We start from the raw sequence: 18,886 nt of genomic DNA, 5'->3' as shown, positions 1-18,886 counted from the left end.
GTTACTCCTCGTTGGCTGATTTGCCCGGCCGCTGCTCATGCACAGCGGCTTTTTTTTTGCCTCACGTTAGCGCTGGTCGATCTGCTGCTGCAGATTGGCGATCTGGCCTTGCAAGCCATTGATGGTGCGGGTCACCTGAGCGCGGAACGAATCGAACTCCGACGTATTGACACCAGGCTTGGCTGCTGGCCGGTTATCCAGTTCGCTGCGCAGAACCAGCACATCCTGCTCGAGCCGGCTGATGGCCTGGCTGTCGCCGCCTTGCTGCTTCAGCGCGGCGATATCCTTGCTCAGCCCCTCGACCCGAGCGGGAAGCTTCTCCAACCCACCGACTTGGGCGGTTAGCGTGCTCAAGTCATCCACCGAACCTTTCAGCCTCGCTACCGACGACTTGAGCGCCGCCTGCTCACTGGCGAGGCTCTTGATGGTTTCGGTTAGCGTTGCGGTGGTGGATTGATGGCCGCGCACGTCAGTGGCGACACGTTCAATGCGTATCCCCTGCTCGTCCAGGCGTTGATCCTGATTGCTCTGTTTGCCGGTCAGGCTCTGCTGCTGGGTAGTGATCGCTCGCTGCTGCTCAGCCAGATCCAGTGCCTGCTTTTCCAGCTGTTTGATCCGCAGTTTTAAAGCCTCGCCTTCGGTGGTGACGTTGGATTCCGTCGCAACGATCTTCCCAGAAATATCTTGCAGCCGGCCGGTGGCGTCTTCACTGATACGCGCAAAGCTCTCCTGGGTGGCCACCAGCTGCGCCTCGAGCCTGGAGACCTGCTGCTGGTTCCACCAGCCCAGCGCTACCAGCGAGGCGAACAGCGCGACGATCATGATCCACAGCGGAGCGGTGCTGACCGCACGACGCTTTTGCCTCGGCCGCGTGTCGTCCGGGTCGCGCTCAACGGGCTTGCTGATCGGCTCGAACTCCGGCGCAGGATAGGGGTTGCGGTCACGGCCGGCGGTCAGGCTGGGTACGTGGTCCAGTTCATCGTGAGCATCGTTGCGCATGGAGTACCTTTAAGTGGCGCGAAGCAAGAAACAACGCGCAGTATAACGATTCAACCGAGTCACTTCAGCGGCATCGTTTGCCATAAGTTGCACCGTCAACAGGCGTATCACGCTGCGACGGCTCAAGATCGTGCAGTCCAGGCGCAGCGGGTGGTTCGAGAGCGCCGGCACGTCGTGCTTCCGGCAACGATTCAACCGTTGCATAAGCCCAGCCACGCCTGGCCTCGGCAAAATTCCGTCCATGTCACGGCGGCAAAATCGAGAACTGGTACGCCTGTTGCTTCGTCAGCCATGCCAGCGGATAGCGCTTTCCGACACGGATGTCGGGCCAAGGATCCGGACGACGGCACGATCAGGAGAACGAATCATCATGGAGTTCAACAAGCCTGTGCTGGATTGCATGCAACATCTGCGACGTCGGTTGCGCGAGGAACAGCAACTGGATATCCGCCTGAGCCAACCCGACGTGATCCAGGCGATGTTGACCGCCTGTCTTTGCTCCAGTGACGAAACGACTCGCGATCTCGGCAAGCAGCTGGCGACCTACAGTGATATGCCTCCACCCGTTGTGACGAAGCCTTCACCTCCCGGGAGCCATGGGCGACATGAGCCGTCGGTGCGCATCTATCGTGGCCAGCGTGTCGTGAGCTGAACCCCGTCAATCCACCAGCCATTGCCTCACCGAGCGTGTCAGCTGCTGCGTGAGTTCGGCGAGCAATGCACCGCCATTGCGCCAGTGGTGCCAGTAAAGCGGCACGTCGATGGGCATACCCCGGAACACATCGACCAACACGCCGCTGGCGAGTTCCCCACGCACCTGAAGTTCAGGCACCAGCCCCCAGCCGAGATCGCTCTTGAGCAAGCGCACGAAGCCCTCGGATGACGGGCACAGGTGATGGCTGAAGGCACCGACCAGCCCCAGCGAAGCCAGATAGCGATGTTGCAATTGATCATCGGGGCCGAACACGATCGCCGGTGCCCGCAGTAATGCGTCTGCCGACGCGCCATCCCCAAGATGTCGGGCAACGAATGCCGGACTGGCCAATGCGCGATAGCGCATGGCTCCGAGAAACTGACTGCGAGCCCCCGCCAGGGGCCGCTCCACCGCGCATACGCAAGCCGCCACCTCCCCCGCTCGCATACGCTTGAGGCCCACGTCCTGGTCCTCCAATACATGGTCGAGCACCACGCCGTGCGTCGTACAGAACGGTGCCACCGCATCAGCCCACCAAGTCGAGAGGCTGTCGGCATTGAGGGCGATGCGCAGCCGCTCGGGCAATCGGCCTTCCGCCAGCGCCGGCACCTGGCCCTGAAGATCACGCTCCAGCAACCGCACCTGCTGCACATGATTGAGGAGCCGACGACCAATCTCGGTCGGCTGGGGTGGCGACGCGCGCAGCAGGACCGGTAGCCCGAGTCGTGCCTCCAGCAGCTTGATGCGTTGCGACACCGCCGACTGCGACAGCCCCAGCGCCTGAGCAGCTCGATCGAATCCGGCCTGCTCGACCACCGCTGCCAAAGCAGTCAAGAGCTTGTAATCGAGCATTAGCATTCCTTATATGTCATTACCATATTTCGTTTTCCTTATAATCCTACTCCACGGAGACTGCGAGCATTCTCTCAATGCAAAGGCAGAGCGTTATGTGGCAGAGCTACTTCAACGGTTTACTGGTCACGGCAGGCCTGATCATCGCCATCGGCGCCCAGAATGCGTTCGTACTGGCGCAGAGCTTGCGCCGGGAACACCATCTGTCTGTCGCGGCCCTTTGTATCCTCTGCGATATTCTGCTGGTTAGCATGGGGGTTTTCGGGCTCGCGGCGCTGCTGGCGCAAAGCCCCTTGCTGCTGCAGATCACGCGTTGGGGAGGCGTGATTTTCCTACTGTTTTACGGCGCAATGGCATTGCATCGCGCGGCACGCCCGCACGCTTTGCAGCAGGATGCCCAGCGTCGGCCGCGATCGCTGCAGAACGTTCTGCTCGCCGCGCTGGCCGTCACCCTGCTCAACCCACACGTCTACCTCGACACGGTGTTGCTGATTGGCTCGCTCGGTGCTCAACAACCCGAGCCAGGCGCCTATACGCTCGGCGCCGCGAGCGCATCTACTGTGTGGTTTCTGCTGCTCGCCCTTGGCGGCGCGTGGCTTGCGCCGTGGCTCGCACGACCGCTGACCTGGCGGCTAATCGATCTGGGTGTGGCGGGAATGATGTTTTTCGTCGCCGCGCAGCTGGTTGTTCTCGCCTGAGGAACACCGGCTTCTATCAGCGGTCCACGCAGAGGGCTTCAAGCAGCAACAAGCCCGCATAAGCCTCAACCAAGTGGCTCTGGCCTCCGCTTTCCCACACAGTTGGCGCGTGGTTTTGCCTCAGGGTGGGTGCTATGATCCTTGGTTCGCGGGCATGAAGTGGAACGCTTCAGTCCGCTATTACGGCCGCCCGTGAACGGCCGAAAGAATGCGCACGCATGTAGCTGGCGAAGGGAAAGACAGGCGCAAACGGACGAACATCGGTGCAGTAGTTTCTCCGTTCCGCGAGGCGCTGGTAGCCAGCGCAGACTGCCTCCTTCCGAGCCGCATCTATTCTCGACACCTGAGCAGGAGATACACCATGGCTTTCGAATTGCCGCCGCTTCCGTTTGAAAAAACCGCCCTCGAGCCGCACATTTCCGCCGAGACCTTCGAATATCACCACGGCAAGCATCACCAGGCCTACGTGACCAACCTGAACAACCTGATCCCAGGCACCGAGTTCGAAGGCAAGGATCTGGAAACCATCATCAAGACCTCATCTGGTGGCATCTTCAACAATGCCGCTCAGGTCTGGAACCACACCTTCTTCTGGAACTGCATGGCGCCGAACGCCGGTGGCCAGCCGACCGGCGCTCTGGCTGATGCCATCAACGCCTCCTTCGGCTCTTTCGACAAGTTCAAGGAAGAGTTCACCAAAACCGCCATCGGCACCTTCGGTTCCGGCTGGGCCTGGCTGGTGAAGAAGTCCGACGGCAGCCTCGGCCTGGCGAGCACCATCGGTGCCGGCAACCCAATGACCGCTGGCGACAAGCCGCTGCTGACCTGCGATGTCTGGGAACACGCCTATTACATCGACTACCGCAACGCGCGTCCGAAGTTCGTCGAAGCGTTCTGGAACATCGTCAACTGGGACTTCGTCGCGAAAAACTTCGCGGGCTGAGCCCCAGACTGCAGTATGGGACGGCCCGCCCGGCCCATGCTGCTCGCAACGAAAATGCCCGCATCACAGTGATGCGGGCATTTTCGTTTCAGGAGATAGCGATACGAGCCAGGCGGGCCGCACGGACGAACGCAGTGGCGACATCAGCTATGCTTGCTAGCCCGTCCTATTTTGGAGCTTTCCCATGCCCAATACAGTCCTGATCATCGGTGCATCACGCGGCCTCGGCCTGGGCCTGGTGGAACAGTTCTCCCGCGACGGATGGCAGGTGATTGCAACCGTTCGTGATCCACAGCGCGCAGAAGAGCTGAAGGCCGTCGAGGATATTCGTATCGAAACGCTGGATATCGACGATGCGGCCAGCGTCGACGCCCTCGCCCAACGATTGTCCGGCATCACACTGGACGTGCTCTATATCAACGCAGGCATCTCGGGCTCCCGCACGCTTTCGGCCGATACCGCCACTGACGAAGACGTCCGCCGGCTGTTTGTGACCAACGCGATCGCGCCGGTGCGACTGGCCCAGCGCATGCGCGCCCTGGTCGACCCGCGCATGGGCGTCATTACATTCATGAGTTCGATCATGGGCAGCGTTGAAACCGGTCCTGGAATGGGGATGCCGCTCTACGGTGCGAGCAAGGCGGCACTCAACCACCTGACCCGAACCTTCGTTGCAGAGCTTGGCGAAGATACGTGTCTTACGGTGCTTTCTATGCATCCGGGATGGGTGAAGACCGATATGGGCGGGGCGGAAGCGCCGCTGGACATCGAAACCAGCTGCCGCGGCATGGTCGAGCAGGTCAAGCGCGCAGCCGGACAACGCGGCCACCGCTTCATCGACTACCAAGGCGAAGCGCTGCCTTGGTGATGAACGGGGCGTGACGAGCCAGCCCTGGAATGAAAATGCGGATGGCAGCAACAGCTACCATCCGCATTCTTAAGAAGGAATCAGAGCATCCCGAACGGCTTACGCCTTGGGCAGCGTCACGCCTCGTTGACCCTGATATTTGCCACCGCGATCGCGGTAGGACGTCTCGCATTCTTCATCCGACTCCAGAAATAGCATCTGCGCTACGCCCTCGTTGGCATAGATCTTTGCCGGCAGCGTGGTGGTATTGGAAAACTCCAGGGTGACATGCCCTTCCCACTCGGGTTCCAACGGCGTCACGTTGACGATGATGCCGCAGCGGGCGTAGGTGCTTTTCCCCAAGCAGATGGTCAGCACGTTGCGCGGAATACGGAAATACTCGACGGTGCGGGCCAGCGCGAACGAGTTCGGCGGAATGATGCAGACGTCGCTCTTGATGTCCACGAAGCTCTTCTCGTCGAAGTTTTTCGGGTCGACAATTGCCGAATTGATGTTGGTGAAAATCTTGAATTCGTCGGCGCAGCGTACGTCGTAGCCATAGCTGGACACGCCATAGGAGATCAGGCGCTCGCTGCCCTCGCCGCGCATCTGACGCTCGACGTAGGGCTCGATCATGCCGTGCTCCTGGGCCATCCGGCGAATCCACTTGTCCGATTTGATGCTCATGGCGGGCGTCCTGATTTGGCTGGTGGGCGTTTAGATAAGGTGCGCATCTTACCGAGGCCATGAAGCGGGTTCAAAGGCCGCGACTCAGGACCTTGCGTCGCATCTCTGACGCTTTGGCCGGAAACTGAAAATAATGCTCGCATTGCGACAGAAATGGAGTATCTTTCATTGGCTGCTGCTGCATGTGTCACCGTGAATCGCTACATGTTTAGATTTCGATCCGATCATTGCTACGACTCCTAACTCCTTGCACACAGTCACCGTTCGGGGTATTTGCCCGTTCAAATTATCTCTACATCGTTCAAGGAGACATTCAAATGTCCAATCGCCAAACCGGTACCGTTAAGTGGTTCAATGATGAAAAAGGCTTCGGCTTCATCACTCCGCAATCCGGTGACGACCTCTTCGTACACTTCCGCGCCATCCAAGGCGACGGTTTCAAGAGCCTGAAAGAAGGCCAGCAAGTTTCCTTCGTCGCTACCCGCGGCCAGAAGGGCATGCAAGCTGAGGAAGTTCAGGTTATCTAACCTGAGGCTTCTCTGAAAAAGCCCCGCTTCGGCGGGGCTTTTTTATGCCTGCGATTCGTGAAACCTGACATCCAGAGACAGGCGGCGCCATGCGCCACCCGCTGATCATATCAATCGTCGGACACGGAAATGTTCGGCATCGATTGCGCGATGATCTGCCCGCTCTGGGAAATCCGCGCCCCTACGCTACGGGCCATCTGCTGATAAATCATCGCGATCTGGCTTTCCGGATCGGCGATGGCGGTCGGCTTGCCCGCATCAGCCTGGGTGCGAATGGCCATCGACAGTGGCAACGAGGCCAACAGCTCGACGTTGTACTGGGCAGCCAGCTTCTCACCGCCACCCTCACCAAACAGATGCTCGGCGTGCCCGCAATTCGAGCAGATGTGAATGGCCATATTCTCCACCACACCGAGCACCGGAATGTTCACCTTACGGAACATCTCCACGCCCTTCTTGGCGTCCAGCAGCGCCAGGTCCTGGGGTGTCGTAACGATAACGGCACCAACCACCGGCACCTTCTGCGCCAACGTCAACTGGATATCACCCGTACCCGGTGGCATATCCACAACGAGATAGTCGAGATCATTCCACGCCGTCTGGGTGATCAGTTGCAGCAGCGCACCGGATACCATCGGGCCGCGCCAGACCATCGGCGTCTTGTCGTCCGCAAGGAAGGCCATCGACATGACCTGTACACCGTGCGCCTCAAGCGGGATGAATGCTTTGCCATCGCGTATCTCAGGCCTGGTGCCTTCGGGAATGCCAAACATAATGCCCTGGCTCGGCCCGTAGATATCCGCATCCAGTACGCCTACACGCGCACCTTCACGCGCCAGCGCCAGTGCCAGGTTGGCAGCGGTAGTAGATTTACCCACACCGCCCTTACCTGACGCCACGGCGATGATGTTCTTCACATTGCCCAGCGCTTCCAGCTGATCCTGCGCCTTGTGCGATTGGATCATGCAATCGACCTTTACATCGGCGTGTGTCACACCTTCGAGCTGCTCAATGGCCATGGCCAACATCTGCGCCCATCCGCTGCGAAACAACCCGGCCGCATAACCGAGTTCAAGCCTTACGCTGACGCGATCGCCCTCGATATCGATCGAACGCAGGCAACCGGCCGCTACCGGGTCCTGGTTCAGGTTCGGGTCGGTGTACTGACGCAGTACGGCTTCCACAGCTTCGCGTGTGACGGTCATGACTACTCCCAAGAAAACCTAGTAAAACAGACGGGCATCTTACCCCGTGGCGCCGTATGGGCTCATCAACCGCGTCAACATGGCGCGGCACTCGGTATTCGACCAGCACCGGCCGCGCCAGTGCGGATGAAAAAAAAGCGCCGCACCTTTATAGTTACTGACTCACTTCGCAATCCCGACTGCAGATCTCCAATGTCCGAAGCTCGCCAGATCCTCGTTACCAGTGCCCTGCCCTACGCCAACGGTTCGATCCACCTTGGCCACATGCTCGAGTACATCCAGACGGACATGTGGGTGCGGTTTCAGAAACTGCGCGGCAACCAGTGCATTTATGTCTGCGCCGACGACGCCCACGGCTCGGCCATCATGCTGCGTGCCGAGAAGGAAGGCATCACCGCCGAACAGCTGATTGCTAATGTGCAGGCCGAGCACAGTGCAGATTTCGCCGATTTCCTGGTCAATTTCGACAACTTCCATTCGACCCACTCCGAAGAGAACCGTGAACTGTCCGAGATGATCTACACGCGTCTACGCGACGCCGGACATATCGCCACCCGCTCGGTGACCCAGTATTTCGATCCCGAGAAAGGCATGTTCCTCGCGGACCGCTTCATCAAGGGCACCTGCCCGAAGTGTGGCGCTGAGGACCAGTACGGCGACAACTGCGAGAAGTGCGGCGCGACCTACGAGCCCACCGAACTGAAAGATCCGCGCTCGGCCATTTCCGGCGCTACGCCGGTGCTGCGCGACTCCAAGCACTTCTTTTTCAAACTGCCCGACTTCGAGGCGATGCTCAAGCAGTGGACGCGCAGCGGCACCCTGCAAGACTCGGTGGCGAACAAGATCGCCGAGTGGCTCGATGCGGGCCTGCACGAATGGGATATTTCCCGCGACGCCCCCTACTTCGGTTTCGAAATCCCAGGCGAGCCCGGCAAGTACTTCTACGTCTGGCTGGATGCCCCGATCGGCTATATGGCCAGCTTCAAGAATCTCTGCGCGCGCCACCCGGAGCTAGACTTCGATGCCTTCTGGAGGAAGGATTCGACCACTGAGCTGTACCACTTCATCGGTAAGGACATCATCAATTTCCACACCCTATTCTGGCCCGCCATGCTCGAAGGCGCGGGCCTGCGCAAGCCAACCGCCGTCGCGGTGCACGGCTACCTGACGGTGAACGGTCAGAAAATGTCCAAATCACGCGGCACCTTCATCAAGGCGCGCACCTACCTCGAACACCTGAACCCCGAGTATCTGCGCTACTACTACGCCGCCAAGCTCGGCCGTGGTGTGGACGATCTCGACCTCAACCTCGAAGACTTCGTGCAGAAGGTCAATTCCGATCTGGTCGGCAAGGTGGTCAACATCGCCAGCCGCTGCGCCGGCTTCGTCCACAAGGGCAACGCGGGACTGCTGGTAGCGGACAACGCCGCTCCCGAACTGACCGATGCCTTCCGCGCGGCCGCCCCGTCGATCGCCGAAGCTTACGAAAGCCGAGACTTCGCCCGAGCGATGCGCGAGATCATGGGCCTAGCCGATCGCGCCAACGCCTGGATTGCCGACAAGGCGCCTTGGGCGCTGAACAAGCAGGAAGGCAAACAGGCTGAAGTCCAGGCGATCTGCGCCACGGGTGTCAATCTGTTCCGCCAGCTGGTGATCTTCCTCAAGCCGGTGCTGCCGAATCTGGCAGCGGACGCCGAGCGTTTCCTCAATGTCGAGCCGCTGACCTGGAACGACCACGCCGAGCTTCTGAGCAACCACCAGCTGAACGCCTTCACGCCACTGCTGACCCGTATCGAGCCCGCGAAAATCGAAGCCATGATCGAATCATCCAAGGAAGACCTCGCCTCCACCGAAGCCGCCGCCCAATCCATAGGCAACGGCGAGCTGGTCAAGGAGCCGCTGGCAGCTGAGATCGCCTTCGACGCCTTTGCGGCAGTCGACCTGCGCATCGCCCTGATAGAGAAATGCGAATTCGTCCAAGGCGCAGACAAGCTGCTGCGCCTGACGCTGGATATCGGCGACGCCAAGCGCAACGTGTTCTCCGGCATCAAGAGCGCCTACCCGGACCCGAGCCAGCTGGAAGGCCGACTGACCCTCTACGTCGCCAACCTCGCGGCGCGCAAAATGAAATTCGGCGTGTCCGAAGGCATGGTGCTCGCAGCGGGCCCAGGCGGCGAAGAAATCTATCTACTCAGCCCGGACAGCGGCGCCAAACCAGGGCAGCGCGTCAAGTAACGAGGTGACCGTGCGGGAGCCGTGCGCAACGCCGGTCTCCCGCTTCGAGCCCCGAATGGCCGCTCCACCATCATGCGCAGCCACTGTCTGGAGGCGGTTATGACTCACACGCTCGATTCCAGTAAATGCCCGGTCTGCGGCGAACCCAATCAATGCAGCCTCAGCAACCCGGCTACCGCAACGCAGCCTTGCTGGTGCTTCAACGCTGAAATCGCGCCAGAAGCCAGTGAACAGATTCCTGACGACGCGCTGAACAAAGCCTGTATTTGCCAGCGCTGCGCGCGTGGCGAGCTGCCTACAAAATCCTGATGCGCCTCGACCGCTTTCTAGCCAACCTGCCCCACTGCAGCCATCGTCAGGCACGCCTGCTGTTGGCTTCGGGCCGCGCGTCGGTGAATGGCAAGATCATCTGCGATGGCACCCATGAGGTCCGCCTCTTCGACCGCGTCGAACTTGACGGTGAAATATTGCAGGCAGGCAAGCCTGCTCGATTTTTTATGCTGAACAAACCGGTTGGCTGCGTCAGTGCGACATCCGATCCGCAACACCCAACGGTACTGGATTTGTTGCACGAACCCGACAAGGACCAGCTGCACATCGCCGGACGGCTAGACTTCAACACCACCGGGCTGCTGATCATCACCAACGATGGGCTCTGGTCGCGCCGCCTAACCCAACCCTCAAGCCAGCTAGGTAAAACTTACCTGGTGGAAACCGAAGACCCCATCGACCCGGCGTGTGTCGATCGCTTTGCCGAAGGCCTCTACTTTCGCTTCGAGAACCTCACCACCCTGCCTGCCAAACTGGAACTACTGGACTCGCATCAGGCACGCCTGACTCTGCGTGAAGGTCGCTACCATCAGGTCAAACGGATGTTCGGCCAATTCAACAACAAGGTCACCGCCCTGCACCGCGAGCGCATGGGGCCACTGACCCTGGATACCGCCCTCGCCCCTGGCCGCTACCGAACACTGACCGCCGCCGAGACCGCCCAGATCTAACCCACTCACCGAAAAAGCCCTCACGCCCGCTTCATTTCCACACGGCCTTCTGGTACAAAGGCACCCCTGAGCGGGCGTCGTATAATGGCATTACCTGAGCTTCCCAAGCTCATGACGAGGGTTCGATTCCCTTCGCCCGCTCCAGATAAAAAAGCCCTACTTGCAGAACTTCTTAGTTTGGGGTTTCGCCTGTTCCGAGTGATGTCATCGGTTGACTAGGCGGGGGAGGCAGAAAAATCAATCTGCCCTCTTTTCCTCGCGGTTCTTCAACGGATCGATGGCAGTATCGCGATGCTTGCTACCCGCTCCCGTTACGCAAATAGGCGTGCCTTCTAACTAAACGGGGGGCGATCGTTGGATTCGCGGGAGGAAGTGTCAGCGCTCAAGCCGATATGTCGTAAATTGATTGCCGCCAGCCCAGCCAGCACAGCAATGCTGATGCCGCTGGTCACTGCAGCTACATTGAACCCCATCACGAATGCTGCTTGCGCCTGTTCCAATACACCAGCGGGCAGCTGTTGCGATACCGACTGGGCGCCGGCGAGGCTGTCCGATACCACATGCTGGATATCCTGCGCCATTAACCCGCTGAGCTGGTCGGTCATGCTGTTGCGATAAACAGCGGTCGTCAGGCTACCCAGCGCGGCAATGCCTACCGCCAAGCCAAGCTCCTGCACCGTCTCAGACATAGCCGAGGCAGATCCTGCCTTTTCGGCAGGTGCTGCCCCTACTACCAGATCCGTTCCCAACGCAGCAATGGTGCCCAAGCCAAGGTAGACCAGCGAAAACGATGCCGTTACCAAGGTTACCCCATGGGGCGAATTGTCGAGCTGGGCCAACATCAGATAGCCCACTGCAGATAGGCCCAGCGCTCCCGCTATGACATGGCCTGGCCGAATGCGCCTTGCAAGCAGCGGTGCGGTAATGCCTGCCGCCAGCATGGCGAGAGCGGGCGGCCCCATCCACAGCCCTGCGACTAGCGGTGACAGTCCAGCCACCAGCTGCAGATACTGAGTCACTAGCAACATCGTCCCGCCGACGCCTATCAGGCCAACCAGGAGCACCAATAAGGCCACACTAGTTGCCTTATTGGAGAACAGGCTGAGATCGACGAGCGGACTGGCCAATAGGCGCTGCCGCCGGATGAAAACAAACATGAATATCAGCCCGACCGCGATGCCAAGCGCGGCGCTGGCTCCTATCCCATCCTTGGCGATTTGCTTGATGCCATAGATGATCGGGAGCAAAGCCAGCAGCGACAGCGCGACGCTAGGCAGATCCAGACGCCCTTGTTGCGGAGCGCTGTATTCCGGCAGTAGATACGGGGCGGCTACCAGCAAAAGCCCCACGACCGGCAGCGCGACGAGAAATGCAGCCCCCCACCCGTAGTGTTCAAGCAAGCCGCCACCCAACACGGGCCCAACGGCCATGCCCAGCGCAAACATGGTGGCCCATATCCCTATGGCAAGCGCGCGTTGATGGGGGTGAAGAAACATGTTGCTGATTAGCGCCAGTGTTGATGGCATCAGGGTCGCGCCCGCGACACCTAACACGGCGCGTGCGGCAATTAACATGGAAGCGCTAGTCGAGTAGGCCGCCATTACGGAGGCGACCCCGAAAGCAGTTGCGCCGATCATGAGCAATTTGCGCCGCCCTATGCGATCACCTAGCGTTCCCATCGTGATAAGAAACCCAGCGATCATGAAGCCATAGGCATCGACGATCCAAAGTGTTTGCGCGCTTGTCGGCCGCAGATCAACCGCCAGCGCGGGCAAGGCCAGGTGCAAGAGTGTCATGTCCAGCCCAAGCAACATGGTAGGCAGCGACAGCAGCGCCAGCCCAAGCCACTCACGGTTACTCGCGCGGTTTTCAGCGGCTTGGCCATGCGCCTGGAAGGTTTCGGTTTTAAGGGTTGAATCGCCAGATGTATTCAAGTGTGACCTCCCGGTTTGCCCGGCTTGGTTGCGGAAGGTCTCATCTTCGGAGCGATCAAGTGTTAGTACAATTTAAGTAGTTATCCTATTACTGGTGGCAATAGCCATGATCGAGCGAAGCCTCAACCGCACCAAGAACGAGTTGTCCGAATTTCTTACCTGGCACCGCAAGAAACTGACGCCGGCCGACGTTGGCCTGCCCTCACATGGGCGGCGCCGAACGCCGGGCCTACGCCGAGAGGAAGTTGCAGCGAAGGCTGGCGTGGGGCTGACTTGGTATACCTGGTTCGAGCAAGGGCGGGATATTCAGGTATCGGAGAAATTTTTGCTGAGCGTGGCTCACGCGCTAAAGCTCGACGACGCCGAGTGCTGCCACCTGTTTCTTCTGGCCCACAAACGCCCGCCTCCTCCAGAGGCCCATCACTGGTCGTCGGTCACCCCCCTCATCCAACAAATAATGGACGATTTGGCGACAAAACCTGCCTATGTGCTCAACCTGCGCTGGGATGTCATTGCTTGGAATGCAGCGGCCGATGCTTTATTCGATTTCAGTGCTCGGCAGCGCGAGGTCCGCAATATCCTGCGCATGGTGTTTGCCGATCCTGACATGCGACGACGTCTGCCCGCTTGGCGGGATGATGCGCCCAAGCTACTGGCGCAGTTCCGTTATGACTTTGCCGTTGCTCCGCAGGATCCAGCGATGCTGGCGTTAATTGAGGACCTCAATGAACTATCGGCCGACTTTAGGCGTTGGTGGGAGACACACGATAGCGAGGAGGCGCGGCGCGGGATTGGATCGGTCCTGACGGCCAATGCCGAGCGACAGGACTTGCGCCATGAAACGCTGGTGGTGGATGAACACCGGCATCTCAGAATGGTGGTGTATTTCGGCGGATAAGCGCTTCCATTGAATCAAAAGAGAGACGGGACTATTCATTTGCGGTCTTACGCCTCGCAGACTTCATCGCCTACAGGGTATGGAGCGATGACCTCTGCTTTCGCACAAAGCGAAATTAACCAGACTCTTTTTTCATCGTTTCGATACGGGCGGTGCAGTGCTAACCGACAGTGGATATCCATCGGAACGCAGCTTGAAAGCCGTAGACCCGACCGTGTTCATGCAGAATAAAGTTGCTTATGCCGTGAAGAGCTAATCCCGTTCAGCCATGAAATTGACTCTATTTACCTATACCGAGATATAAACGAACCGACAACACTCCTCTTGCTTCGCCTGTGATGTACGGAGCTCATCCAATGCGAACAGGAGGTTTCCAATGCTTAAAATAACTCCTTTGGCTGCAGCGCTTTTGCTGATAGCGAGCGGCAGCATATTGGCTAGCGGACATGTGGCTGAGATAGAGCAGCACGGCACCGACAACAGCGCAGAGCAGACGCAGAGCGGCATCATGCAGCGCTCCTTTATCTATCAGAATGGTACTCAAAACAGCGCGCTCACCGACCAGTCCGGCACCAGTAGCGAGGGAGGCCAGGCGAGCGTGGAGCAAGTTGGCTCGCTGAACTCAGCCGAGATCTACCAGGTGAATGGAAGCCGGCCGGGTATGGCGAGTGCGGATGTCTATCAAGCCGGGTCGTCCAACCGCGCCACGCTCGAACAGCATGAACACCATGACGAGCTCGCTAGTACCGCGACGATTCATCAGGACGGCAGTGGCAACCAACTCGATGCCATACAGACGTGGGTAGGCAACCAGCTCGATGTGGTTTCCATCGGCCAGGACAACGCGGTTCAAGTGACCCAGTCCGGTTTCAGCACGGCGGACATTCAGCAGACCGGCACGGCAAACCGGGTGCAGCTTGAACAGGTGAGCAACGGCTTCGGTGGCGGTTCCGCGGTGGTCGCACAAGAAGGCACGTCCAACGAGGCAGACATCGAGCAAATCTCCGGCCGTTACCCAGCAGGCGACGTAGCCCTTCAACAGATTGGTGTTGCCAACATAGCGAAGATCGAAGCGGGCGACGGTTACAGCACGCTGGACTATACCCAGCGGGGCACCGGCAACGAGCTTAATGCGCGCTTCGTCGGGCAAGGCTCGAGCATCAGTGGATATTCGGAAGGGAGTTATAACCTGGTCGACATTTCGCAGGTTGGCGACGACAACAGCCTGGATATCGCTCAGGTCGGATCCAACAACCAGATCGATGCCTATCAGGGGTTCCATATGCATGAGGCGCTCATCAGCCAGTCAGGTGATGGCAACCAGGCTTTCCTCAGGCAGGAGACGTTCACGTATGAAAATACCGCCGCCACTATCATTCAGAACGGTAGCGGCAACGTTGCGAGCGTCGTCCAGCAATAACCCACCCGTTATCGAATCGAGGTGCACTCACGCGTTTCAGCTCGGGGTATCGGGCATCGACGAGGAGCCGAAAGCGCTGACATGCAATGCCCGAAACGAGACGGAGCCCCAGCGAGAAGTCACATGAAAGCAACGCAGCGAGCATAAACACAAAGGAATCGCCCCGCTCCAATAGAAAAGCCCTGCACAAGCAGGGCTTTTCTCGTTCAGGACACCTGCGGCATCAGCTACCCGGACAAGCCGGCAGCAATTCGCGTGTCGGAATGCCCTCATTGCGCGTGAATTGGCAACCATATGCAGGATTAGCGACGACGCGCGGGTTGATCACGTCATCTCCGGCCGGCTTGATGCCCTGCTGTTCCCATTGCAACATCGCCGCCATGGCGTCGACCTGTTCCTGATAGCTGAAATCGCAGTGGCTCGGGGCGCGAATGGCACGTTGCACCAGCAGATCGCCGTTGCCGTTGGCTTCAGCGTTGCGGCGATATATCTGTTGATGCTTGAACGGCACATACAGATCGCCCAGGGTATGGATGCTGACCACCGGTACGTTGAACTGGCCGTTCACCACAGGGATCCAGCGCAGGCCGTCCGGGCGGATGCTATTGGCCGGCGGATGGCCAATGACACGGATGATCGAATCGTTGAATTCGCGTTCCTCGCGGGACACCGCCTTGTTCGTATCGAACTGATAGCGGGTGGCAAGGTTGCCGGAGAGCGAATCGGCGAGAATTCCGTCGACCGAACCGTCTCGACCACCGGTACCCAGCACGACGCTTTGCAAGCTGGTGCGGAAGCCTTCGGCGAAGATCGGGCGCTCGCCACCGCTGAGCTCTCGGACGATGCCTTCGAGCTTTTCACCCTGCGATGACGGATCGGTCGGATAGTTGTTCCACAGCGCGCCGATGATCTGCGGCAGCTTGGCCTGGAAATCGGTGGCCGGAAACGAGGTCGGCCCCAGGCCTGCCAGATGCTGGGCGGCCAGGGTGAAGTTCATCAGATACTCGAATTCGTAGACGTCCCCGGTGACGCCGCACATGGGCACCGAACCGCTATACCGCACCGTATTGTTGGCGGTGGCATAGGTCTCTGCCTCGACCGCGGCCGCTGCGACGTGCCCGCCCATGGAATGGCCGGTGATATAGGTCTTGGTCGGCTGCGCCTTGCCGGTCAGGCTGCTGAAGGCCAGCGCCAGAGCGTTGGTGTCCTCAATGCCAGCACGTACATCGTAGTAATTTTTGCTGTAGCTGGATGCAGCCCAGGCATAGCCCTGTTGCAGCAGCCATGGTCGGATCGGCGGCGGCCCCACGGTGAGTTCCGGGCCCGTGCCGCGATAGCCGTGCGCGTACATCACCAACATGCCATTCCAGTTCGGTGGTACTTCGATCTGGTAGGACGAGCCCTGATAGACGCCAGTCCAGCGCTCGCTTGGCAGACCGGGAAAAGGCGCCAGCGGAGATTCGACCGGTACGAAGGTCCGCGAGTCCTGTAGTCGCGAATCGCTGTGTGACAGCGGTGGCTTGATCGGCTTCGTCCGGGCCTGAACATCGACGGCGACTACGATCGTGCCTACCAACATCAGGCCGGCAACGACGCGCGCGCAAGCTGAAGCCAACTTATTTGGGAGCATGTGAATTTCCTCAATTATTGTTGTTGTTCTATCGATGCGAGCTTTACCGCGATTGCCGGGCGGAAGCACAACGCGCACGTTGACTAACCGTGGCAGAAAGCTTCGACCTGTCAAACACAGCAGATATTCAGGAGGTGACCGGCGAGTTTCATATCGGAAATACGCGGGGTGTCGCCGCGCTTATAGTGACGAGGACTGGCGCTTAGACGTACCAAGAGGGAATAACGAACGAAGGCGGACTTGCACGGGGCGAATCGGCAGGGCGCCGACAGCAAGGTGATGCGTTGAAGTGGGCCGAGAGGCAATGCGACTCGGCCCGGTGAAGACGCTGCGGTTCAGCAGTTGCCTTTCTTTGCCTGTCCTGGAGGGCAGTGAGTGCCGCCATGGCCGCCACCGTCGCCGATGTCGATACCGACGCCCGGTAGGCGCAGGCTGCAGCCGGTCATCAAGAAAGCCGCCAGCACGACGGCCATTGCGCGAGTCATCATCACGGATTGCGCTTTCATCGGAATACTCCTGAATTTCCTAACGGGGCGCCAATGCCCTGGCGCCTGGCACAGTATCCACCGCTGCGCGAATTAACGACAGGCCATCTTTAGGCTTAATGCCGCGATCAGTTAAAACCCGAGCACGACGGGGTCATCGCTATGGCGATGATCCGAAGAGCCTGCTCAACCTGCACGATATTCCGCGTCTGCCACTTCGAAACGTTGCTGAATGGACGCGGCTGGCTCCTTGTCCATGAGACTCACCACGTAGATGGCAAGGCTCGCGAGGATGAAGCCCGGGATGATTTCGTACAGACCGAGGCCAATGAACTGCTTCCAAACCACCACGGTTATCGCTCCAACCAGCATCCCGACCAACGCGCCGTTGCGGGTCATGCGCTTCCAGACCAGCGAAATCAGCACCACCGGACCGAACGCAGCGCCGAAACCAGCCCAGGCGTAGGACACCAGGCCCAGCACTTTACTGTCCGGGTTCGACGCGATGCCGATAGCGATCAACGCGATCAACAGCACCATGGCACGACCAACCCAAACCAGCTCGGTCTGCGATGCGCCCTTGCGCAGGAAGGCCTTATAGAAGTCTTGCGTCAGGGCGCTGGAGCTGACCAGTAACTGCGCACTGAGAGTGCTCATCACTGCGGCCAATACGCCAGAAAGGATGATGCCAGCGACCCAGGGATTGAACATCAGTTTGACCAGCTCCATGAACACACGCTCACCATTCTCGGTGACCGCACCCGCCAGCGTCGGGTTGTCCGCGAAATAGGCGATGCCGAGGAAGCCCACGGTAACCGCGCCGGTCAGCGTCAGGATCATCCATGTCATGCCGATGCGGCGGGCGTTGGGGATGGTCTTCACCGAGTCGGCTGCCATGAAACGCACCAGGATGTGCGGCTGGCCAAAATACCCCAGCCCCCAACCCAGCAGGGAGATGATCGCGATGAAGGACAGCCCTTTGAACATGTCGAAATTCGAGGGGTCCTGCGCCGCGATGGTGTTCATCACTGTCCCCATGTCGCCAAGGGCGAAGATGACGAACACCGGCGTGATCAGCAGCGCAAAGATCATCAGCGTCGCCTGCACGGTGTCGGTCCAGCTCACAGCAAGGAAACCGCCAACGAATACATAGAGAATCGTCGCCGCCGCCCCTACCCACAAGGCCACGTTGTAGGACATGCCAAAGGTGGATTCGAACAAACGCGCGCCGGCGACGACGCCTGAGGCGCAGTAGATGGTGAAGAACACTAGAATGACCAGGGCCGAGAAGATCCGCAATAGGCGGCTGGTGTCCTCGAAACGGTGAGAAAAGTAGTCAGGTAGCGTCAGTGCATTATGGTTGTGCTCGGTATGCACACGCAGCCGTCCAGCAACGAACAGCCAGTTCAACCAGGCACCGGCGATCAGGCCGATGGCAATCCAGCTTTCCGACAGGCCGGCAACGAACACAGCGCCCGGCAAGCCCATCAGCAACCAGCCGCTCATGTCCGAAGCCCCCGCCGACAAGGCCGTGACGAAGCTGCCGAGGCTGCGACCGCCCAGGATGTAATCGTCGAAATTTTTGGTGGCGCGATAGGCCGTGAAGCCGATGAGGATCATCGCCGCGATATAGATCACGAAGGTGATCAGGGTCGGAGTGCTCACGTTCATTAGAATGTCCTTGTGCTGCGGAGGAGCCCCGCCTCCACTGACGATACGCAAACGCTAGGTTGCACAGCGCCAGCAACGGATAGCCCGGTAGCTCAAGGATAGCGTCTGCTTGGCGCTTTCGCCCGTGACCGGATGGTGTGCCGCCTCTTAGCAGGGGCAG

18 protein-coding genes and 1 tRNA gene are annotated in these 18,886 nt (G+C 59.4%); 11 read left to right on the top strand and 8 right to left on the bottom strand.

The annotated features are described in order from the left end of the window. Positions 1 to 66: 66 nt before the first annotated feature. Positions 67 to 999: an ATPase gene (locus UF78_RS05660; RefSeq protein WP_045161050.1), complete on the bottom strand. Its 933-nt coding sequence runs from the start codon at positions 997 to 999 to the stop codon at positions 67 to 69. A gap of 370 nt (positions 1,000 to 1,369) precedes the next feature. On the opposite strand from UF78_RS05660, the gene UF78_RS05650 reads away from it, so the two are divergent. After that, positions 1,370 to 1,651: a hypothetical protein gene (locus UF78_RS05650; protein ID WP_045161048.1), complete on the top strand. Its 282-nt coding sequence runs from the start codon at positions 1,370 to 1,372 to the stop codon at positions 1,649 to 1,651. Between the two features lie 6 nt (positions 1,652 to 1,657). On the opposite strand, the gene UF78_RS05645 is transcribed toward UF78_RS05650, so the two are convergent. Further along, positions 1,658 to 2,545 carry a LysR family transcriptional regulator ArgP gene (locus UF78_RS05645; protein ID WP_045161047.1) on the bottom strand — a complete coding sequence of 296 codons (888 nt, stop codon included), beginning with the start codon at positions 2,543 to 2,545 and terminating at the stop codon, positions 1,658 to 1,660. Between the two features lie 95 nt (positions 2,546 to 2,640). On the opposite strand from UF78_RS05645, the gene UF78_RS05640 reads away from it, so the two are divergent. The 3 genes from UF78_RS05640 (at position 2,641) to UF78_RS05630 (ending at position 5,054) form a co-directional block, all read left to right on the top strand. Beyond that, the gene (locus tag UF78_RS05640) at positions 2,641 to 3,243 is read left to right on the top strand and encodes a LysE/ArgO family amino acid transporter (RefSeq protein ID WP_045161046.1); all 603 of its coding nucleotides are present in this window, start codon (positions 2,641 to 2,643) and stop codon (positions 3,241 to 3,243) included. A 361-nt stretch (positions 3,244 to 3,604) separates the two neighbouring features. Next, entirely contained in the window at positions 3,605 to 4,186 is a 582-nt protein-coding gene (locus tag UF78_RS05635) for a superoxide dismutase (RefSeq protein ID WP_045161045.1), read from the top strand. 184 nt (positions 4,187 to 4,370) lie between these two features. Continuing rightward, positions 4,371 to 5,054: an SDR family oxidoreductase gene (locus tag UF78_RS05630; RefSeq protein ID WP_045161044.1), complete on the top strand. Its 684-nt coding sequence runs from the start codon at positions 4,371 to 4,373 to the stop codon at positions 5,052 to 5,054. A gap of 99 nt (positions 5,055 to 5,153) precedes the next feature. On the opposite strand, the gene dcd is transcribed toward UF78_RS05630, so the two are convergent. After that, positions 5,154 to 5,720: a dCTP deaminase gene (gene dcd, locus UF78_RS05625; RefSeq protein ID WP_045161043.1), complete on the bottom strand. Its 567-nt coding sequence runs from the start codon at positions 5,718 to 5,720 to the stop codon at positions 5,154 to 5,156. A 317-nt stretch (positions 5,721 to 6,037) separates the two neighbouring features. Between dcd and UF78_RS05620 the strand changes: the two genes are divergently transcribed. Then, positions 6,038 to 6,247: a cold-shock protein gene (locus UF78_RS05620; protein ID WP_003282211.1), complete on the top strand. Its 210-nt coding sequence runs from the start codon at positions 6,038 to 6,040 to the stop codon at positions 6,245 to 6,247. A gap of 110 nt (positions 6,248 to 6,357) precedes the next feature. On the opposite strand, the gene apbC is transcribed toward UF78_RS05620, so the two are convergent. Continuing rightward, positions 6,358 to 7,452 (bottom strand): iron-sulfur cluster carrier protein ApbC, encoded by a 1,095-nt coding sequence (gene apbC / locus UF78_RS05615; RefSeq protein WP_045161041.1) that lies wholly within the window; start codon positions 7,450 to 7,452, stop codon positions 6,358 to 6,360. A gap of 192 nt (positions 7,453 to 7,644) precedes the next feature. Here apbC and metG point away from each other — a divergent pair, with 192 nt between their 5' ends. The 4 genes from metG to UF78_RS05595 all read left to right on the top strand — a co-directional run bounded on the left by metG (position 7,645) and on the right by UF78_RS05595 (position 10,832). Beyond that, a complete protein-coding gene (gene metG, locus UF78_RS05610; protein ID WP_045161040.1) occupies positions 7,645 to 9,687 on the top strand; it encodes a methionine--tRNA ligase in 2,043 nt (680 codons plus the stop codon). Between the two features lie 99 nt (positions 9,688 to 9,786). Then, the gene (locus tag UF78_RS05605) at positions 9,787 to 9,996 is read left to right on the top strand and encodes a cysteine-rich CWC family protein (RefSeq protein WP_045161039.1); all 210 of its coding nucleotides are present in this window, start codon (positions 9,787 to 9,789) and stop codon (positions 9,994 to 9,996) included. Further along, the gene (locus UF78_RS05600) at positions 9,996 to 10,688 is read left to right on the top strand and encodes a pseudouridine synthase (protein WP_045161038.1); all 693 of its coding nucleotides are present in this window, start codon (positions 9,996 to 9,998) and stop codon (positions 10,686 to 10,688) included. The genes UF78_RS05605 and UF78_RS05600 overlap by 1 nt, the downstream gene beginning before the upstream one ends. Positions 10,689 to 10,758: 70 nt before the next feature. Beyond that, a tRNA-Gly gene (locus tag UF78_RS05595) sits at positions 10,759 to 10,832 on the top strand. A 188-nt stretch (positions 10,833 to 11,020) separates the two neighbouring features. Here the strand turns inward: UF78_RS05595 and UF78_RS05590 are convergent. Then, entirely contained in the window at positions 11,021 to 12,502 is a 1,482-nt protein-coding gene (locus UF78_RS05590) for an MFS transporter (RefSeq protein WP_080890558.1), read from the bottom strand. Between the two features lie 226 nt (positions 12,503 to 12,728). On the opposite strand from UF78_RS05590, the gene UF78_RS05585 reads away from it, so the two are divergent. Continuing rightward, entirely contained in the window at positions 12,729 to 13,520 is a 792-nt protein-coding gene (locus UF78_RS05585; RefSeq protein ID WP_045161036.1) for a helix-turn-helix transcriptional regulator, read from the top strand. 376 nt (positions 13,521 to 13,896) lie between these two features. Continuing rightward, positions 13,897 to 14,940, top strand: a complete 1,044-nt coding sequence (locus tag UF78_RS05580; RefSeq protein WP_052679274.1) for a hypothetical protein — start codon at positions 13,897 to 13,899, stop codon at positions 14,938 to 14,940. A gap of 223 nt (positions 14,941 to 15,163) precedes the next feature. Here UF78_RS05580 and UF78_RS05575 read toward each other — a convergent pair whose 3' ends face one another. The 3 genes from UF78_RS05575 to putP form a co-directional block, all read right to left on the bottom strand. Beyond that, positions 15,164 to 16,570: an alpha/beta hydrolase gene (locus tag UF78_RS05575; protein WP_045161035.1), complete on the bottom strand. Its 1,407-nt coding sequence runs from the start codon at positions 16,568 to 16,570 to the stop codon at positions 15,164 to 15,166. 335 nt (positions 16,571 to 16,905) lie between these two features. After that, positions 16,906 to 17,058 carry a hypothetical protein gene (locus UF78_RS22840; protein ID WP_230623572.1) on the bottom strand — a complete coding sequence of 51 codons (153 nt, stop codon included), beginning with the start codon at positions 17,056 to 17,058 and terminating at the stop codon, positions 16,906 to 16,908. Between the two features lie 183 nt (positions 17,059 to 17,241). After that, positions 17,242 to 18,726: a sodium/proline symporter PutP gene (putP, locus tag UF78_RS05570; RefSeq protein ID WP_045161033.1), complete on the bottom strand. Its 1,485-nt coding sequence runs from the start codon at positions 18,724 to 18,726 to the stop codon at positions 17,242 to 17,244. Positions 18,727 to 18,886 lie beyond the last annotated feature (160 nt).

The sequence above is a fragment of the Stutzerimonas stutzeri genome (assembly GCF_000952685.1).
Classification (GTDB): domain Bacteria; phylum Pseudomonadota; class Gammaproteobacteria; order Pseudomonadales; family Pseudomonadaceae; genus Stutzerimonas; species Stutzerimonas stutzeri_E.
The sequence above is the reverse complement of the archived record's forward strand: the minus strand, read 5'-3'. Positions and strand labels throughout refer to the sequence as shown.

Coding starts and splice junctions, on each gene's coding strand:
- UF78_RS05660 (WP_045161050.1), bottom strand. CDS start 999: ATGCGCAACGATGCTCACGATGAACTGGACCACGTACCCAGCCTGACC.
- UF78_RS05585 (WP_045161036.1), top strand. CDS start 12,729: ATGATCGAGCGAAGCCTCAACCGCACCAAGAACGAGTTGTCCGAATTT.
- UF78_RS22840 (WP_230623572.1), bottom strand. CDS start 17,058: ATGATGACTCGCGCAATGGCCGTCGTGCTGGCGGCTTTCTTGATGACC.
- dcd (WP_045161043.1), bottom strand. CDS start 5,720: ATGAGCATCAAATCGGACAAGTGGATTCGCCGGATGGCCCAGGAGCAC.
- UF78_RS05605 (WP_045161039.1), top strand. CDS start 9,787: ATGACTCACACGCTCGATTCCAGTAAATGCCCGGTCTGCGGCGAACCC.
- putP (WP_045161033.1), bottom strand. CDS start 18,726: ATGAACGTGAGCACTCCGACCCTGATCACCTTCGTGATCTATATCGCG.
- UF78_RS05640 (WP_045161046.1), top strand. CDS start 2,641: ATGTGGCAGAGCTACTTCAACGGTTTACTGGTCACGGCAGGCCTGATC.
- UF78_RS05575 (WP_045161035.1), bottom strand. CDS start 16,570: ATGCTCCCAAATAAGTTGGCTTCAGCTTGCGCGCGCGTCGTTGCCGGC.
- UF78_RS05580 (WP_052679274.1), top strand. CDS start 13,897: ATGCTTAAAATAACTCCTTTGGCTGCAGCGCTTTTGCTGATAGCGAGC.
- apbC (WP_045161041.1), bottom strand. CDS start 7,452: ATGACCGTCACACGCGAAGCTGTGGAAGCCGTACTGCGTCAGTACACC.
- UF78_RS05620 (WP_003282211.1), top strand. CDS start 6,038: ATGTCCAATCGCCAAACCGGTACCGTTAAGTGGTTCAATGATGAAAAA.
- UF78_RS05650 (WP_045161048.1), top strand. CDS start 1,370: ATGGAGTTCAACAAGCCTGTGCTGGATTGCATGCAACATCTGCGACGT.
- UF78_RS05630 (WP_045161044.1), top strand. CDS start 4,371: ATGCCCAATACAGTCCTGATCATCGGTGCATCACGCGGCCTCGGCCTG.
- metG (WP_045161040.1), top strand. CDS start 7,645: ATGTCCGAAGCTCGCCAGATCCTCGTTACCAGTGCCCTGCCCTACGCC.
- UF78_RS05645 (WP_045161047.1), bottom strand. CDS start 2,545: ATGCTCGATTACAAGCTCTTGACTGCTTTGGCAGCGGTGGTCGAGCAG.
- UF78_RS05635 (WP_045161045.1), top strand. CDS start 3,605: ATGGCTTTCGAATTGCCGCCGCTTCCGTTTGAAAAAACCGCCCTCGAG.
- UF78_RS05600 (WP_045161038.1), top strand. CDS start 9,996: ATGCGCCTCGACCGCTTTCTAGCCAACCTGCCCCACTGCAGCCATCGT.
- UF78_RS05590 (WP_080890558.1), bottom strand. CDS start 12,502: ATGTTGCTTGGGCTGGACATGACACTCTTGCACCTGGCCTTGCCCGCG.